We start from the raw sequence: 17,834 nt of genomic DNA, 5'->3' as shown, positions 1-17,834 counted from the left end.
CAACTTAGAAATCCAGCATATTCCAGTTGCCGATATCCGTATTAATACCTTCCCCGCCTTCCTGGCCATCGGCCCCCAGGCTGAAGATATCAACCGCACCGTGCTCACCCGGCATCACATACTGGTATGGGTTACCCCATGGGTCATTAGGCAGACGGCGGATATAGCCACCATCGCGGTAATTACGCGGCTCAGGGCTAGAAGACGGCTTGCTGACCAGTGCCTCAAGGCCCTGATCGGTCGTTGGATACGCGCTGTTGTCCAGCCTGTACATATCCAGTGCCTGCTCCAACGCACTGATATCGGTCACGACTTTCTGCTGGTCGGCTTTTTCCTTGTTACCTAACAGGTTAGGTACGACCAAGCTGGCCAATACCCCAAGGATTACGATCACGACCATGACTTCCAGCAGCGTAAAGCCGCGTTGTTTGCGTTGCATTAAAATAACCTCCAAAAAATTACATCCCGACCATATTGTTCAAAGCAATGATCGGCATAAGGGTAGCAATAACAATAAACATCACGATGCCAGCCATCGCGACGATCAATAAGGGTTCAAAAATCCCCAGCGCCATATTGACCAGCGACTCGAAGTCCCTGTCCTGGTTATCGGCAGCACGGGTAAGCATCTGCTCGAGCTCGCCACTGCGCTCGCCACTGGCAATCATATGCAGCATCATCGGGGGAAAGAGCTTGGTTTGTTCAAGCGAGACCCGCAAGCTGGAGCCTTCACGGACTTTATCTGCCGCTTCCCGGATCTGTTGATTAACCCAAGTATTGGTCATCACGTCCGAGGCCACTTTCATGCCTTCCAGCAGAGGGATGGCACTCGAGGTACAAATAGAAAGAGTTCGGGCAAAACGCGAGGTACTCAGACCCCGAGCGACCTTACCAATCACCGGCAGGCGCATAACCCAGCGATCCCACTTCAACCGAAAGTCAGGGCGCTTGAGAGCCAGCTTAATAAGCATGAATAAGACAGCAATGACAAGCAGGACCACCAAGCCCCAATTCTGGACAAAGTCACTGGCTGCGAGCAGGACCTCAGTGATAGTCGGCAGTTGCTGACCCATCTGGACGAACTGATCGACAATCTTCGGCACTACCGTCGCCAACAAGAAAGCCACCACCGCAATCGCAATAATGGTCAGCATGGTTGGGTAGATCATCGCCTGCATCAGCTTACTGCGCATTTTCTGGCGATTCTCAGTGTAGTCCGCCAAGCGGTTCAGCACTGTATCGAGATGACCGGATTTCTCCCCCGCCGCCACCATGGCACGAAACAGCTGATCGAAAATATGCGGATATTCTGCCATCGAGTCTGACAGGGTATAGCCTTCCACTACCCGCGAGCGCACGGCCAGCAGCATGTTCTTCAGCCTCGGCTTTTCGCTCTGCTCTGCCACTGCCTTCAAACATTCCTCAAGTGGCATCGAGGCCTGTACCAAGGTCGCCAGCTGTCGGGTGATCAACGACAGCTCCGTAGTACTGATCCCCCGGCGCAGCTGAAAGCCACCACTGGCTTTTTTCTTCTCGCGCTCATGGGTTTGTACTACTTCCACCGGGATCATCCCCTGCTCACGAAGCTGCTGGCGTACTTGCCGTGCGGTATCGCCCTCAAGAACCCCTTTCTTCTGACGCCCTTTGGCATCCAGAGCTTTGTATTCAAACGCCGCCATCGGTTAGCCCTCCTTGGTGACCCGCATCACTTCCTCTAGGGTAGTAATACCGGCTTTGACCTTCGCCAGACCATCATCCCGGATACTTGGAGTATGGGCACGAATGGCTTTTTCAATCGCCATCTCACCGGCCTCACCGTGGATCAGCTCCTGTACCTGCTCATCAATCAGCAGCAGCTCATGAATACCCGTACGGCCGCGGTAACCTTTGTTGTTACACGCTTCACAGCCTTTGGCATGGTAGAGCGTCAAGTCTTCATCAGCCGGTATACCGAACAACTTCTTCTGTTCATTATCGGCTTCATACGGTTCGCGACAGGTCGGGCACAGGGTACGGACCAGACGCTGGGCCAGTACGCCGAGCAATGAAGAAGATACGAGGAATGGCTCGATTCCCATATCACGCAAACGCGTAATGGCACCAACGGCAGTATTGGTGTGCAACGTCGACATTACCATGTGACCTGTCAACGAGGCCTGCACCGCAATCGAGGCAGTCTCAAGGTCACGGATCTCACCGACCATCACCACATCCGGGTCCTGACGCAAGATAGCACGCAGGCCACGGGCAAATGTCATGTCAACTTTCGGGTTGACCTGGGTCTGGCCGATACCGTCGATATCAAATTCGATCGGATCTTCAACGGTCAGGATATTGCGCTCCTTACCGTTGAGCTCCTGCAAGCCGGCATACAGGGTGGTCGACTTACCCGAACCGGTCGGGCCGGTGACCAGGATAATGCCGTGCGGACGCTCGATGATATGGCGGAAGTTGGCATGGTTGGCCTCGGTCATTCCCAAGCTGTAGAGATCCAACCGGGTGGCATTCTTGTCGAGCAGACGCAATACCACCCGCTCACCATGGGAAGATGGCATGGTCGATACACGCACATCTACCGCCCGGCCACCGATCCGCAACGAGATACGACCATCCTGCGGCACCCGCTTCTCGGCAATATCCAGCCTCGCCATGACCTTGATACGCGAGACCAGCAGCGGGGCCAGTTTGCGGCTCGGCTGCAAGACCTCCCGCAATACGCCATCGACCCGGAAGCGAATAGAGAGCACTTTTTCGAACGTCTCGATATGGATATCCGACGCCGCCTCCTTGATCGCTTCGGCCAGCATGGCATTGATCAATTTGATGATCGGCGCGTCGTCTTCCGATTCCAGCAAGTCTTCGGTTTCCGGCAGCTCTTCGGCCAAGGAAAAGAAGTCGTCACTGTCCGAGCCCAAATCTTCCATCAACTGGCGGGCCTCTGACGAGTCACGCTGGTAGGCTTCGGTCAATTTGAGCTCGAACGCCTTGTCCTCCAGTGCATGGGGGACAAAACTGCTGCCGGCCACCCGGCGGACTTCCGCCAGTACCGCACCCGACAACTGACCGCTGTAATACAGAGCGATACCCTGATCCAATGCCTCAAGCACCACCCGGTGGCGCTTGGCAAACGAGAAAGGCAGCCGGAACAGCGGCTGCTTATCCTGTCCCTGGCTTACATCATGCATTACTGATCGCCCTCCAGTTGGGCAACAAAGGCACGCACCTCAGGGGGCAACGAGATATCCTCACCATATTTCGGCAATACCGGAATCGCGGTTTCCGGCATCAAACGCAGGCCCTTGTCCGCTTTGTATAATTGCTCGGCACGGATGTAGTTGTACTTGCGCTGGGTGATCCCATCAGCCGTCACCCCGTCGCGAATAATCGTCGGCTTGATGAACACCATCAGGTTGGTCTTCGCCGTCGTGGTGTTCGTAGACTTGAACAAATGACCGAGTACCGGAATATCCCCCAGAATAGGGATCTTCTGCTCGCTCTCGTTGGTCTGCTCCTGGATCAACCCGCCAAGTGCCAGCATCTGGCCGTCCTGGACCAAGACATTGGTGGTCAGTTGACGCTTGGAGAAGCGAACATCGACCGCCCCATCAGCCCCCAGTACGTTAGAGACTTCCTGCTCGATTTTGAGCTGAACCGAATCCCCCTCGTTGATCTGCGGAGTCACGTTCAGCTTGATACCCACTTCCTTACGCTCAACGGTCTGGAACGGGTTATCGTTGTTCGAGCTCGAGGTCGAGCCGGTCACCACCGGCACTTCTTCACCGACAATGAACGAGGCTTCGCCATTATCCATCACGGTGATGCTCGGCGATGACAGAATGTTGGAGTTACGGTCAGACGCAACGGCATTGACCAGCATGGTCCAGTCGCCCATCACAATCCCCAGCGCGGCACCATTCACCCCGCCAAGCACCGAAGCCAAGGTACTGAAATCACCGTCTTCGGTAATGGTACGAGTCTCTTCCTGCCCGGTTTGCGGGTTGGTAAAGGTTTCTGTTCGAGTCTGATCTTTGGCTTGCTCGAGGCCAATCGCATACTGGGAGATAGGCACGCCCGAGTTGCCGAACTGGATCACCCCGCCGTCGGTGGTTCCCCACTGGACTCCGAAGTTCACGCCATCACCTTCGGCCAACTCGACGATCATCGCCTCTATCAGCACCTGGGCACGGCGGATATCCAGCTGGGCAATGATGTTTTCCAGCGCACGCATGATATCCGGCGGCGCGGTCAAGATCAGCGAGTTGGTATCAACGTGGGCCGATATCATCACCTGGGAGTTACTGCCTGCAGTGGCTTTGGCATTGCCCTGCTTTTCAGCCTGCAGGTTATCGGATACACCTTTAAGTACATCGACCATCTGTTCGGCATTGGCATATTTCAGGTACACCACCCGGTTATTACCCGAAGAAGCCATCTCGACATCCAGCTGGCGGATCAGGCGACGCAACCGGTCGCGCACCTGCGGATCACCGGATAACAGAACCGAGTTGGTACGGTCATCCGCGACCAATTTAGGCTGCAGGAATTCAGGTGTCGATTTGGCATCGGCCGTCTTGTTCAGTGCATCAACGATACGCACCATTTCAGCCGCCGAGGCGTGATACAACTCGACCACGTCAATCTCTTTATCACCGGCCCGGTCGACCCGCTCGATGATTTCTGCCAACCGGTTAACAGTAGCAGCACGGCCGGTGATCATAATGATATTGGCCGGATCATAGTGCACCACGTTACCGGCACCGGCATTGTCATTGAGCTGGCGCAGCAATGGCGACAATTCACGGACCGAGACATTGCGAACCGCGATCACGCGAGTGACCACCTCATCACCCCTGATGTTGGTATCATCACCCACTACTGGGATAGCCGAAATCTTGGCGTCCTTGTCACGGACCACCTTGAGCACACCGTTGTCCATTTCAACCACGGCAAAGCCATAGACTTCGAGCACATTCAGGAAAAACTGGTAGTACTGCTCGTCGTTGAGCAGATCATAACTGCGGACATTGACCTGACCACGCACCGCCGGATCCACGATGATGGTTTTCTGCAGGTTACGCCCGACGATGTTAATAAATTCCTGAATGTCTGTTCCTTTGAAGCTGGCACTAAACTCACTCGCCAGTGCAGAACTGCACATCAAGCTGCCTAATAACCAGAGGGCGCTTTTACCCATCCATTTTTTCACAAAAAACTCCTGCGCTATCGCATGTTCGCTTTGGGCTACTACTGCAGCTCAATATAAATATCGTGTAGCTGACCTTCTCGCTCGACGGTCAAGGTAAAATCGGACGCATCCGACAGTTCGGTCCACAATTTCGCCATCACCGCGGCATCAGTCAGATCATTGCCGTTGAGGCTAACGGCCAAGTCATCGGCCTGCAGGCCCACGGCATCAAACAACGCCCGGTCCTTGCCAGGGTTGACCCGGTATCCCACCAACTCGCCATCCCGTTTCACTTGGGACAGACGAATGTAGCTAAATAAGGTTTGCGGCTTTTCCAGAATTTCCTGCTTGATGCGGCTCAAATCCGATGATGGCTCCTCTGGCTCGGCACGGGATGGTGCCGGACGAGCGGATTGTACCGAACGCTGCGAGGCTTTATTGAAGTCGACCCCGTCCAGCATCAAGGTTTCGTCACGGCCACTATTACGGATGATCACCCGATCCGGGTAGACCGCCTGCAACGTTGCGCGGGTGCCTTCAATGGCCTCATTCAGGCCATAAGTATTTTGTTTACCTCGGTGGGTGATCACGGCCAACGCCGTTTGCGGGTTACTGCTGGCCACTAGGCCAACCAGAGTCAGACTAAGACGGGTCTGGGGGGCATCCTGTTTCACCGGCTGCTTGCGTTCGACCACCGGGGCACTTTCCTGATAACGGCCAAACAGGTTCATGTTCAGCACCTTGGCAACTTCAGCACGATCGTTGCCCGCGTCAGACGATACAGCCACAGTGGAGGCCTGCCAACGAGCTGGCGTTTGGGTTGGCTGCAGGGCAAGCCAACCCATCCTGCCTACCACCCAGGCGAGCATCACAACCAGCACCCAAGTAAGGAAGCGAGTCAATGACGAGATTGAGATCTTGCTTTTCGATTGCAAGGTCCCTAACCAATTTGCTGTAACCATGAAAAATCCATCATCCTGCGGAAATAAAAACTAGCGCGTTATACCAAAAGGTAATATCAAAACGTATTACTGCTTCTCGAGCCGTATGATTGGCTGCCTTAGTTTATCAAAGTGAGCCCAGAAAGTTCCCACTACTATCAATAGACTATCTTTTTTATGTGACTTATTCCCATTTTACGGTTGAAATCCCGATCCCATATCACCATTTAAAAACTCTCAATGCCTGCTGACGCTCTGTCAGCAATGTGGTACTTTTAGCGCCCTTTAGGGTTAAGGAGCATACTGTGGGCCAACAAACATCTCATCAAGACAACACTCAAGTCCGTCTCGATAAGTGGTTATGGGCGGCACGCTTTTACAAAACCCGTTCTATTGCCCGCACCATGATCGACGGCGGTAAAGTGCAATATAACGGCCAGCGCTCCAAACCCAGTAAACTGGTTGAAGTCGGTGCTGAGATCCGTTTACGCCAAGGCAATGATGAAAAAACCATTATTATAGAAAAACTCTCAGACACCCGCCGTGGTGCACCTGAAGCTCAAACTCTATATCGGGAAACCGAGGAGAGCGCCAAGCGCCGTGAAGAGCATGCCAACATGCGCCGCCTTCATGCCTACGGCAGCCCGAGTCCCGAGAAGCGCCCTGATAAAAAGCAGCGTCGCGATATAATTAAGTTTAAAAGTCATTCCGACTAAGGGTATTAGTTCAGTGTAGCGCAGAATAGTTTCGTTATGTTGACGTGGAATACCCAATTTTGGTCAATCAGATACCTGCTGGAGAAATCAAGCTAATGACAAAAGATAGTCTATACCGTTACCTGTTTGACGGTGTATCCGTACGTGGTGAACTGGTTCAGTTGGGCGACACCTACCAACAGATCATTTCCAGCAAGGACTACCCAGCCCCAGTGCAGAGCCTGTTGGGCGAGCTGCTGGTCGCAACGAGCCTGCTAACCGCGACGCTTAAATTCGAAGGGTCAATCACCGTCCAGCTGCAAGGTGACGGTCCAGTTAAGCTGGCGGTTATCAATGGCGACAACGACCAAAAACTCCGTGGCGTTGCCCGCTGGGACGGTGAAGTACCCGCTGACGGCACCATTCATGACCTGATGGGCAAGGGCCATATGGTGATCACCATCACCCCGACCAAAGGCGAGCGCTACCAAGGTGTCGTTGGCCTCGAAGGCGACAGCCTTGCAGCCTGCCTAGAAGGTTACTTTGAAAACTCCGAACAGTTGAAAACTCGTATTTGGCTGCGTACTGGCGAGCATGAAGGCAATGCCAAAGCGGCCGGTATGCTACTGCAGATCCTGCCGGACGGCCAGGGCCACGAAGATGACTTCGAGCACCTAGAGCAACTGACAGAAACAGTGAAGAACGAAGAGCTGTTCGGGCTAGAAGCACAGGATGTCCTTTACCGCCTTTACCACCAAGAGACCGTGAAGCTGTTCGACCCGCAGGAAGTGATCTTCCAGTGCGGTTGTTCGCGCGAGCGCAGCGCCTCGGCAATCAGCTCTATCGAGCGTACCGAAGTCGAGCGTATTGTGGCGGAAGAAGGCAAAGTCTCACTGCACTGTGACTACTGTGGTACAAGCTATGACTTTGATAGTATTGATGTTGCCGCCCTATTCGAGAAGGCAGCTACAGATAACAGCAACCAGGTGCATTAATTATTCAGCATAATTAAGCCTGAAACTGACTTACAAAAGCCGGACTTTGTCCGGCTTTTTTTTTACCTGAAGCACACTTTCCCCGCACAAGATGTAAGCAAATAACATGCTAACCCTCGCTTTTTTCAGGAAAAATATTAAATTTTAGAGCTAGCGCAAATACTTTACATCGCGATAAAATTACCGCCTACAATAAATTCAAGACTTTTACTCGGACGTAACTTTTTAGTGGTTAATTTTTGATAAACCTCCCTGAATTACCCCTTTAGGGTTGCTAGCATGGTCAACAGTTAAACAACATCTTACCCAAGGAGCACCTATGACTGTCATGAACGTCGAAAAAAAGGTTGCAAAAAAATTAGATCTATCTCAATACGGTATCAACAATGTTACAGAAATTGTTCGCAACCCAAGTTACGAAGTTCTGTTCGAGGAAGAGACCAAGCCGGGCCTGGAGGGATACGAAAAAGGTATCGTTACCGAACTGGGTGCCGTCGCGGTCGATACGGGTATCTTTACCGGCCGTTCTCCGAAAGATAAGTTCATCGTAAAAGATGACACCACCCGCGATACCATGTGGTGGGCAGACCAAGGCAAAAACGATAACAAGAGCATTGGTGTTGAAGCGTGGAACGATCTGAAAGCACTAGTGACAGGCCAGCTATCCGGCAAGCGCCTGTTTGTGATTGACGGTTTCTGTGGAACCAACCCAGATACCCGCCTATGCATCCGCATTATCACCGAAGTTGCCTGGCAGGCCCACTTCGTGAAAAACATGTTCATCCGTCCAACGGAAGAAGAGCTGGAAACGTTCGAGCCTGATTTCGTGGTCATGAATGGCGCCAAGTGCACAAACCCGAAATGGGAAGAGCACGGCATGAACTCCGAAAACTTTACGGTGTTCAATCTGACGGAGAAAATGCAACTTATCGGCGGTACTTGGTACGGCGGCGAAATGAAGAAAGGCATGTTCGCAATGATGAACTACTTCCTGCCGCTTCGTGACATCGCATCGATGCACTGTTCTGCCAATATGGGTGAAGGTGGTGATGTGGCCGTGTTCTTCGGTCTATCCGGAACCGGTAAAACTACCCTGTCTACCGATCCTAAGCGTGCCCTGATTGGCGATGACGAGCACGGCTGGGATGACAACGGCGTGTTCAACTTCGAAGGGGGCTGCTACGCCAAGACCATCAACCTGTCCAAAGAAGCCGAGCCGGATATCTACAATGCGATCCGCCGTGACGCGCTGCTAGAAAACGTCACGGTACGCAGCGATGGTGCCATCGACTTCGATGACGGTTCGAAGACAGAAAACACCCGTGTTTCTTACCCGATTTACCATATCGAGAATATCGTTAAGCCGGTTTCCAAAGGCGGCCATGCCAACAAGGTGATCTTCCTGTCGGCTGATGCCTTCGGCGTATTGCCTCCGGTCTCCAAGCTAACGCCAGAGCAGACCAAGTACCACTTCCTGTCTGGCTTTACTGCCAAACTGGCTGGTACTGAGCGCGGTATCACCGAGCCAACACCGACCTTCTCGGCGTGTTTCGGTAATGCGTTCCTGACCCTGCACCCAACCAAATACGCAGAGGTATTGGTTAAACGTATGGAAGCCGCAGGTGCTGAAGCCTACCTGGTCAACACCGGCTGGAACGGCTCTGGCAAGCGTATCTCTATCCAGGATACCCGTGCCATCATCGACGCTATCCTAGATGGCTCTATCGAGAACACAGAAACGAAGAATATCCCAATCTTCAACCTGGAAGTCCCAACATCGCTGCCGCATGTCGACCCAGAGATCCTTGACCCGCGCGATACCTACACAGATCCACTACAGTGGGAAAGCAAGGCAAAAGATCTGGCCGAGCGCTTCATCAACAACTTCGAGAAGTACACCGACAATACCGAAGGTGCCTCTCTGGTTGCTGCAGGCCCACAGCTAGACTAACCGCTGGCGGTTAACAAAAATCACTAAGCCCCTCTTCTGAGGGGCTTTTTCGTTAAATCAACGCCAAAAATCCCGCCCAGCGCTTGCAACCGGGAGGAAATTGCCACCTAATAATCATTGCCACAGATACCATTGTACTGAGGGCGATTGACTGGGAACTGTCGGATGCTGGGAGCCTCTATGCGTTTTATTGGGAAGATTATCGCCACGATTGTTGTGCTCGCGGCATTGGGAGTCACCATCATCCTGACCTTGCTGCATACCCAATATGCCGCACCAATGCTTAGCCAGGCAGTTAGTTGGCTAACTCCCTATACCTTGAACCTCAGTGAAGTGCGTTATCATATTCGAGATCCCTGGCACCTTACCCTGCTCGAGCCGTCATTGACCATCACTGACAGTCAACCACCGATAACCGCTAGCCAAGTCTCGCTTTGGCTCAGTACTGATTCACTGACCCAACGGCAGTGGCAGTTTGACAGCTTGCTGATTGATAACCCTGTGCTCCCTACCCAAACGCTCGCCAACACCAAGCTGCCCGAGCTTCACAGTCAACGCCTGGCGATCAGCCAAATAAGCTTTGCTACCAACTCTATTTATCTCGAAAAGGGAGAGCTCCAGCTGGACAACTGGCATTTCCAACCCAATAATCCGGCCCCTTGGTGGCAGCAGTTCAAGGGGAGTTTTCAGTTAGCGGCCGACAGCGCTCAGTGGCAGCATTGGGAAGCAAAGCAATTACTGCTGGACGGAATCCACAATAACAATCAATGGAAACTCAATGGTTTTTCATTTGATTGGCAGTATGCCAGCATCAATGGCCAGCTCATCTTGGCACCTGACAAGAAAACGTTGAATATCCAACAGCTCACCCTGTCCGGCCTACAGCTGCAAGACAGCGGGCTAACCCAAACACTGCAACATCAGCTCGATCGCTGGGCCTCACGACAATGGCAGGCAACACTGCATCGAGTCGATATTCTCGACAGCAGTATCGATCTCCCCACAATCAGCCTCAATCACGCCAACCTTTCCCTGACCGACTGGCATTGGCCCGGCTCCGCCTACTCACAGCATAACGCCTGGTTATCATTCAATGCCGAAAGTGGCAGTTGGCGGCAGCAGTCATTTACCGATCCCCTGCTGGATCTGAGCTTCACCCCAAACGCCGTTATTCTCAATGGCGCCTCCGTCAACGCACTGGAAGGGTATTGGCGTGTAGAAGGCAAGGTTTCCCCAGAGACACTGCAATTGAACAACCTGACCAGCAAGGGGATCAAATGGTTCTTGCCCGCTGATTGGGCTAGCCATCTCTCGCAGGCACTCTCTCCATTCAAGCAGATCGATATCCGGTCACTGGATATTGGCTATGCTCAGCTAACGGCTGCTGATAGTGATATCCCCTGGTATATCAACGGGCTCAACCTCAGCGGTAGTGACTTAATACTCCACCCTCAGCCCTTATTCAGGCTCTGGCATGGCAATATTACCGCCACAGCCAGACAAATGAGCCTTAATACTGTCGACTTATACGAACCACTTATTGAAATGGCAAGTGAGCAAGGCCTGTGGCAACTAAAGCAGGCCTTCTTGCCATTCAAGGACGGGTTACTAGAAGCGACCGGGCAGCTGAATCTGAGCCAAGAAGGGCAGCCATGGCAGGCAGCACTCCAGGGTGACAGCCTGCCAGCCAATATATTGCCGCAATGGCTATCTGTTCCTTGGCCGGCCAGCGGCCGCATCGATATGACGGCGGCGATTCAGGGTCTCGGCCAGAACTATACCAGCCTGGCCCATAGCCTGAACGGCGAACTGCGAGCAACATTCCGGGACAGTGCCGTTGAGCAAGGGGGCCGTTCACTATTCAATGCCTGGCGACAGGCTTCTGCATCTGAGGCATCTTCATCTAGCACCTCACCGGTAGCCAAGGCAACAGAGACGGATAAGTCCACACCACTGGCAATCACACCACTAAAGATCACCAGTGACCGGGGAAGAATGACCATTGCACCATTCAGGATTAAGGGCAAAGAGATAAATGCGGTATTAAAAGGCCAGTGGGATTTGGCCAACCCCGCCGGGCAGCAACTAGAGCTGGAGGCGATGTTGGGTTGCCAGCACCTGATCCGGCGCTGGCAGCAGGGTCAGCAAACGGTATCCGGTTCGCAGTGTGACGGCAAAAGCATATAGGTTCCGGTAAAGGTCGAAGCCAATTCATCGCCGCTGTAGACATTGACCTTGACGATGGCCCGGCCCTTTCGGTTCGTCGCTAGGCGCTCGACATCGCCTTCGAGATCCTCAACGGTCACCACCGCCCGCGGGCGCTCCTTGACCGGAGATCGGTAGCGAATATGGCTGTCGACCAAAACAATGTCCGCTTTATATTTACGCTCTTTCAGTAGCATCCAGACAAAACCCCAACCAGCGAGGGTTGCCATGGTAAAGATACTGCCGGCGAACATATTGGCTTTGGTATTGAGATTGGCGTTGATCAGAGCACTGACCTCAAAGCGGTAACCGGTGTATTGGCTGATTTTTACCCCCATGCGCTCGCTGATCGGGATCTGGGACTGCCACAATGCCTGTAGCTCCTGGCACCAATCCGGATGACGCACCACTTCGGTGAGCGGGTCGAGATGCTTGAGCATTTGCTGGTGCCGGACCGGCCCCTTTTCTTCACTCAGCTCGCCTTGGTTGGTAAAGCCGCTGCGCAAGTAGAAAGGGATCGCATCCTCGCGGGCATTACACACCAACCGCTTCGCCCCTTCCTCACGGGCCAATGATTCCAGCGCCATCAACACAATCGCCCCCATCCCCTGATGGCGGTGGTCGGGGTGCACGGCCATGTAGCGGATCTGGCCGTCGTTGTCCGGGGTCATGTACAAGCGACCAATGGCGATGGTCTGGCCGTTATCACTGACAATCATCCGGTGGCTACTCATATCATCATAAGCATCACGCTCTGAGCCCACCGGCATATGCCAAGGCTCACGCAGCATCCGCCAGCGAAAATCATAATAGCTAGCCAGCTCTTCTTCAGTTTGTGGGGTGACAAGTCGAAACATGAAATCCTTCTCCAGCGTTCCTGAGGCAAAGGTGCCTACTAGATAATTATACCTGCAACCAGAAAGTTACCGGACCATCGTTGAGCAGGGCCACTTTCATATCGGCAGCAAAGATCCCGGTTTCCGTCTTGATCCCCGTTTCCTTGCAGCAGTCAACAAAGTACTCGTACATCTTCTCGGCATCCTGCGGCGCGGCGCCGTTGGAAAAACCTGGGCGCATCCCCTTCTTGGTATCCGCCGCCAGCGTAAATTGCGAAACGACCAACACACTGCCCCCCGCCTGCTGAACATTGAGGTTCATCTTGCCTTCTTCGTCTTCGAACACCCGGTAGCCCAGCACTTTTTCGCGCAGTCGCTTGGCCTTGGCTTCATCATCGCCTTTCTCTACGCCAAGCAGCACCAGCAAGCCTTTACCGATAGCGCCAGTCACCAGGCCATCTACCGTCACGCTCGCTTCGCTCACCCGTTGGATCAGTGCAATCATTCGTTGTTACCTTTTTCTGTTGTCTGTTGAATTTCAGTCTGTTGCTCTGGTGGGGGCTGAAGTTCGGATAACTCAGCCCGGGTCGGCACCGTGGCCTGCCATCCCTTGGCTTCTGGATGCCAGTGGCTTCTCTCGCCAAGGCTGGCTGTAATTTCGGCCCCGAACAACACAATACACCAACAAAGGTACACCCAGACAAATAAAATTGGCACCACCGCCAAAGCCCCATAAATCACCTGATACGATGGAAAATTAGTAATGTAGAGGGCAAACCCTTTCTTGCTCAGCTCAAACAGGATACTGGCTATTACCGCACCCACCAAGGCATGGCGAAAACGAACCTTGGTATTGGGCACCAACAGATAGAGGCCCAGAAATGCACTGCTTGACATGATCACCGGCAGCCAGCGCAAGGAGCGCTGGAGCAGGCCGTTAACCGCATCACTGCCGAGCAGATTGAGCGAACCGAGGTAGGAGCTGACGGCGATACTACTGCCGACCAAGATCGGCCCGAGAGTGAGTACCATCCAGTAAATCGAGAACGAGATCACCGGGCGGCGCTTTTCATGCACCCGCCAGATATAGTTGAGCGACTTGTCGATCGACGAGATCAGCATCATTGCCACCACGAACAGGGCTGCCACCCCCACCGCGGTCATCTTGCCGGCATTGGCAACGAACTCGTTGAGGTATTGCTTGACCACCTCCCCCGCGGCCGGTACAAAATTCTCAATCACAAAATTTTGCAGCAGCTCGCCCAGCCCAGCAAAGACCGGGAAGGTCGACAGGGCCGACAGCACTACGGTGATCAGCGGCACCAAAGACAGCAGGGTGACATAGGCCATCGAGCCTGCAGTCACCGTCAGCCGGTCATGGCCGATCCGGTGTTGCAGATACCCGGAAAACGCCATCACGCTGCGTGCTCGCCGCCGCCATCTATGCTTGCTAGTTGTTGGTTTGTCAGCCATAGTCATGTCATTATTTGCTTGTATTTACTGTCACTTTACTCATATTAGGACACATGGAGTCAACTATGCCCTACCTGCTTGCGATCCTTCTTAGCCTCACCGCCCTGACGGGTTGCCAAAGTGCCTATTATTCAGCCATGGAGCAAGTCGGCATTCACAAACGCGATATTATGGTCGACCGGGTCGAGGATGCCAACGACGCCCAGCAAGATGCCCAGCAGCAATTCACCAGTGCCCTCGATGCCCTCAAAGCGCTCAACCAATTTGACGGTGGCGATCTAGAAAGCGCCTACAATCAAGTCAATGATCAATACGAGGCCAGCAACGACGCAGCCGAGAAAGTCCGCGAGCGCATCGCCGCCATTGAAGATGTTGCCGACGCCCTGTTCGAGGAGTGGCAGGATGAGCTAGCGCTCTACAGCAGCAGTAAACTGCGCCGCGACAGCGAGTCCAAACTCAACACGACCAAGGCTTCCTACCAGCGGATGCTGAGCGCGATGCACCGGGCCGAGCAGAAAATGGATCCGGTTCTCGATACCCTACGGGATAATACCTTGTATTTAAAGCATAACCTCAACGCCGCCGCCATCGGCTCCCTGCAGGGCGAGTTCCAATCGCTGCAACGGGATATCCAGCGGGCGATCACCGATATGGAGGCCGCCATCACCGAGTCGGAACGCTTTATTTCTCAGTTGCAACGCAGCTAGCGGAATTATTCCTGTTTGAGCCGGGCCAGTAACCATGTGGCCCGCTGCTCGATACTCCCCCAAGGCACATCAACGACTTCGTAGCCAAGCTCGCGGTAGGTCGCGATAAGTTGCCGATGGATCTGTTCGGCCTCGGCAAAACTGTGCGGCCGCTCGTCATCCTGGACATAGATATCGCCATGCGGCGCACAGACAAAGACCGTCGGGAAGTAGCCCTTGGCCATTGCCTGGTAATGTTCTTCCACTTCGATGCCACCGATAGTCAAGTAGGCACAGATATCGCCAATTGCCCGGTCAACAAAAGCCGGCATGGTTCCACGCTTGGCCTGCTCGCGCTGGTTGCTCATCCTATCGAGGCAAAGCGCGGCAAAGCGCGGCAGATCCGTCCAGGGCAGCACACCGCCAGGCAGGGCCGCCTGCTCGCGGATCAAGGCTCGGGAGACTTCCGGGAAAGTCATGTACCCGCGCCGAGCCAAGGCGTCGAGCAGCGAGGTTTTCCCTGCTCCCGGTCCCCCGGTAATAATGATGGGTTGCATAGTCGTTCTTCTTTTTTTTGTAGGGTTCAGATACAACAATCCCCCCATGGTAGCACCGATGGGGGGATGGTTTAACGGCTAACAGCTAGCAATTATTTTGCTGAGCGGCTTGCACGCTTACGATCGGTTTCCGTAAGTAGTTTCTTACGAATACGGATGCTTTCAGGTGTTACTTCCACTAGCTCGTCATCATCGATGAACTCCAGTGCTTGCTCAAGCGTGTACTTGATCGGCGGAGTCAGCACCTGCGCGTCATCGGTACCCGATGCACGAACGTTAGTTAGCTGCTTACCTTTCAGGGCGTTAACCGTCAGGTCGTTGTCACGGCTATGAATACCGATGATCATACCTTCGTACACTTCTACACCGTGACCGATGAACAGGCGACCACGCTCCTGCAGGTTAAACAGGGCGTTAGTCAAGGCTTTACCTGCTGCATTAGCAATCAACACACCATTGTTACGCTGACCGATGGTACCGCCTTTGTGTGGGCCGTAGTGGTCAAACGTGTGGTACATCAAGCCAGAACCAGAAGTCAAGGTCATGAACTCAGTCTGGAAACCGATCAAGCCACGAGAAGGCATCATAAAGTCCATACGCACACGGCCTTTGCCATCTGGTGCCATATCAGTCAGCTCACCTTTACGCAGACCGATGTTCTCCATGATACCGCCCTGGTGCTCTTCCACAACGTCGATAGTTACGGTTTCGAACGGTTCCATCAGCTGGCCATCTTCTTCTTTGATGATAACCTCAGGACGAGATACCGCTAGCTCGAAACCTTCACGACGCATGTTTTCAATCAGGATAGACAGGTGAAGTTCACCACGGCCAGAGACGCGGAACTTGTCCGGATCTTCAGTTTCTTCAACACGCAGGGCAACGTTGTGTACCAATTCTTTCTGCAGGCGCTCAAGGATGTTGCGTGAAGTGACGTACTTACCTTCTTTACCAGCGAACGGAGAAGTGTTTACCTGGAACGTCATGGTTACTGTTGGCTCGTCAACAGACAAAGCAGGTAGCGCTTCAACCGCGTTCACGTCACAGATAGTATCAGAGATCTTTAGCTCGCCCAGACCGGTGATTGCGATAATGTCGCCGGCAGTCGCCAGCTCAACTTCGTGACGCTCAAGGCCAAGGTAGCCAAGGATAGTACCCACTTTACCGTTGCGGGTTTTGCCGTCTGCACCGACAACAGTCACTTGCTGGTTCGGCTTCACGCTACCACGGGTAACACGGCCTACACCGATAACACCCACGTATGAGCTGTAGTCAAGCTGAGAAATCTGCATCTGCAGAGAACCGTTAACGTCAACATCTGGCGCAGCAACGTTATCAACGATAGCCTGGAACAAAGGTTCCATATCGTCGCCAGTTTCGCCTTCTTCCAGCGTTGCCCAGCCGTTAAGTGCTGATGCGTAAACTACCTGGAAGTCTAGCTGCTCGTCGGTCGCACCTAGGTTATCGAACAGGTCAAAGACCTGATCCATTACCCAGTCAGGACGCGCGCCTGGGCGGTCGATCTTGTTGATAACCACGATAGGCTTCAGGCCGTGGGCAAACGCTTTCTGGGTCACGAAGCGTGTCTGAGGCATTGGGCCGTCAACGGCATCAACGATCAGCAGTACAGAGTCAACCATCGACATGATACGCTCTACTTCACCACCGAAGTCGGCGTGTCCCGGGGTATCTACGATGTTGATGCGGTAATCATTCCAGTTAATCGCTGTGTTCTTGGCAAGAATGGTAATACCACGCTCTTTTTCGATGTCGTTGGAATCCATTACGCGTTCTTCAACTTCACCGCGAGACTCTAACGTGCCAGACTGCTGAAGCAGTTTGTCAACCAGGGTGGTTTTACCGTGGTCAACGTGCGCAATAATTGCGATATTTCTTAATTTATCGATCTGTGGATTAGACATGGATTCACATTCACTCAGAACATGCAGCGACCGGATGGCGCTACTTGGTTAAAAAAACGGCTCATAATCTAACAGATTTTACGCCAAAACCCACGTAATATGTGATTTATATCACCGCCTTTTTTATCTCCTCTGTTCTCACCGTGCATTTTTTTGCGTGCTCAGCGAGAAAACGCCCTTTGCAACCGGCTTACAGCCTCGCTTTACCCCTCCCAGACGATTGACAATATGCCGCAGTGGGCTAATGTAGATACGCGCACCAGGAAGGGGAACACGTCCCGTAACGCACCATAATAGTGCAGACAATCCCCAAAAAGGTGCAATTAATGGAAAAGTTCAGCCCGGAATACCGACAAAGTGCGCTATTTTGGGGCTTTTAAAAGTTGGC

15 protein-coding genes are annotated in these 17,834 nt (G+C 53.3%); 5 read left to right on the top strand and 10 right to left on the bottom strand.

Annotated features, from left to right (window positions below; genetic code table 11):
- Positions 1-4: 4 nt before the first annotated feature.
- The 5 genes from gspG to gspC are packed head-to-tail and all read right to left on the bottom strand — an operon-like array spanning position 5 to position 6,147.
- Complete coding sequence (gene gspG / locus C9J03_RS18030) at positions 5-439, bottom strand: type II secretion system major pseudopilin GspG (protein WP_044622123.1); 435 nt, start codon at positions 437-439, stop codon at positions 5-7.
- 19 nt (positions 440-458) lie between these two features.
- Positions 459-1,679 carry a type II secretion system inner membrane protein GspF gene (gene gspF, locus C9J03_RS18025; protein ID WP_044622124.1) on the bottom strand — a complete coding sequence of 407 codons (1,221 nt, stop codon included), beginning with the start codon at positions 1,677-1,679 and terminating at the stop codon, positions 459-461.
- A 3-nt stretch (positions 1,680-1,682) separates the two neighbouring features.
- Positions 1,683-3,185, bottom strand: a complete 1,503-nt coding sequence (gene gspE, locus C9J03_RS18020) for a type II secretion system ATPase GspE (protein WP_044622125.1) — start codon at positions 3,183-3,185, stop codon at positions 1,683-1,685.
- Entirely contained in the window at positions 3,185-5,206 is a 2,022-nt protein-coding gene (gene gspD / locus C9J03_RS18015) for a type II secretion system secretin GspD (protein WP_044622126.1), read from the bottom strand. Before gspD ends, gspE begins: the two co-directional genes overlap by 1 nt.
- A gap of 38 nt (positions 5,207-5,244) precedes the next feature.
- Entirely contained in the window at positions 5,245-6,147 is a 903-nt protein-coding gene (gene gspC / locus C9J03_RS18010; protein WP_044622127.1) for a type II secretion system protein GspC, read from the bottom strand.
- Between the two features lie 284 nt (positions 6,148-6,431).
- On the opposite strand from gspC, the gene hslR reads away from it, so the two are divergent.
- The 4 genes from hslR (at position 6,432) to C9J03_RS17990 (ending at position 11,954) form a co-directional block, all read left to right on the top strand.
- Positions 6,432-6,842 carry a ribosome-associated heat shock protein Hsp15 gene (hslR, locus tag C9J03_RS18005; protein ID WP_039466906.1) on the top strand — a complete coding sequence of 137 codons (411 nt, stop codon included), beginning with the start codon at positions 6,432-6,434 and terminating at the stop codon, positions 6,840-6,842.
- A 95-nt stretch (positions 6,843-6,937) separates the two neighbouring features.
- Complete coding sequence (gene hslO / locus C9J03_RS18000; RefSeq protein WP_044622128.1) at positions 6,938-7,816, top strand: Hsp33 family molecular chaperone HslO; 879 nt, start codon at positions 6,938-6,940, stop codon at positions 7,814-7,816.
- 319 nt (positions 7,817-8,135) lie between these two features.
- Positions 8,136-9,767, top strand: a complete 1,632-nt coding sequence (gene pckA, locus C9J03_RS17995) for a phosphoenolpyruvate carboxykinase (ATP) (protein WP_044622129.1) — start codon at positions 8,136-8,138, stop codon at positions 9,765-9,767.
- A gap of 180 nt (positions 9,768-9,947) precedes the next feature.
- On the top strand, positions 9,948-11,954 hold the full coding sequence (locus C9J03_RS17990; RefSeq protein WP_044624339.1) for an AsmA family protein: 2,007 nt from the start codon (positions 9,948-9,950) through the stop codon (positions 11,952-11,954).
- Here C9J03_RS17990 and C9J03_RS17985 read toward each other — a convergent pair.
- From C9J03_RS17985 to C9J03_RS17975, 3 genes are read right to left on the bottom strand one after another with little or no spacing between them, the layout of a single operon-like run.
- Positions 11,909-12,829 (bottom strand): bifunctional GNAT family N-acetyltransferase/hotdog fold thioesterase, encoded by a 921-nt coding sequence (locus tag C9J03_RS17985; protein WP_044622130.1) that lies wholly within the window; start codon positions 12,827-12,829, stop codon positions 11,909-11,911. The genes C9J03_RS17990 and C9J03_RS17985 overlap by 46 nt on opposite strands.
- Before the next feature lie 46 nt (positions 12,830-12,875).
- Complete coding sequence (gene dtd, locus C9J03_RS17980; protein ID WP_044622131.1) at positions 12,876-13,313, bottom strand: D-aminoacyl-tRNA deacylase; 438 nt, start codon at positions 13,311-13,313, stop codon at positions 12,876-12,878.
- Entirely contained in the window at positions 13,310-14,281 is a 972-nt protein-coding gene (locus tag C9J03_RS17975) for a virulence factor BrkB family protein (RefSeq protein ID WP_039467065.1), read from the bottom strand. The genes dtd and C9J03_RS17975 overlap by 4 nt, the downstream gene beginning before the upstream one ends.
- A gap of 65 nt (positions 14,282-14,346) precedes the next feature.
- Between C9J03_RS17975 and C9J03_RS17970 the strand changes: the two genes are divergently transcribed.
- Entirely contained in the window at positions 14,347-14,988 is a 642-nt protein-coding gene (locus tag C9J03_RS17970) for a DUF2959 domain-containing protein (protein WP_039466916.1), read from the top strand.
- A gap of 5 nt (positions 14,989-14,993) precedes the next feature.
- Here C9J03_RS17970 and C9J03_RS17965 read toward each other — a convergent pair whose 3' ends face one another.
- Both C9J03_RS17965 and typA read right to left on the bottom strand, forming a co-directional pair.
- Positions 14,994-15,524 carry an AAA family ATPase gene (locus C9J03_RS17965; protein ID WP_044622132.1) on the bottom strand — a complete coding sequence of 177 codons (531 nt, stop codon included), beginning with the start codon at positions 15,522-15,524 and terminating at the stop codon, positions 14,994-14,996.
- 92 nt (positions 15,525-15,616) lie between these two features.
- Positions 15,617-17,446: a translational GTPase TypA gene (typA, locus tag C9J03_RS17960; RefSeq protein WP_044622133.1), complete on the bottom strand. Its 1,830-nt coding sequence runs from the start codon at positions 17,444-17,446 to the stop codon at positions 15,617-15,619.
- Positions 17,447-17,834 lie beyond the last annotated feature (388 nt).

The sequence above is a fragment of the Photobacterium gaetbulicola genome, from assembly GCF_003025515.1.
Lineage (GTDB): Bacteria > Pseudomonadota > Gammaproteobacteria > Enterobacterales > Vibrionaceae > Photobacterium > Photobacterium gaetbulicola.
The sequence above is the reverse complement of the archived record's forward strand: the minus strand, read 5'-3'. Positions and strand labels throughout refer to the sequence as shown.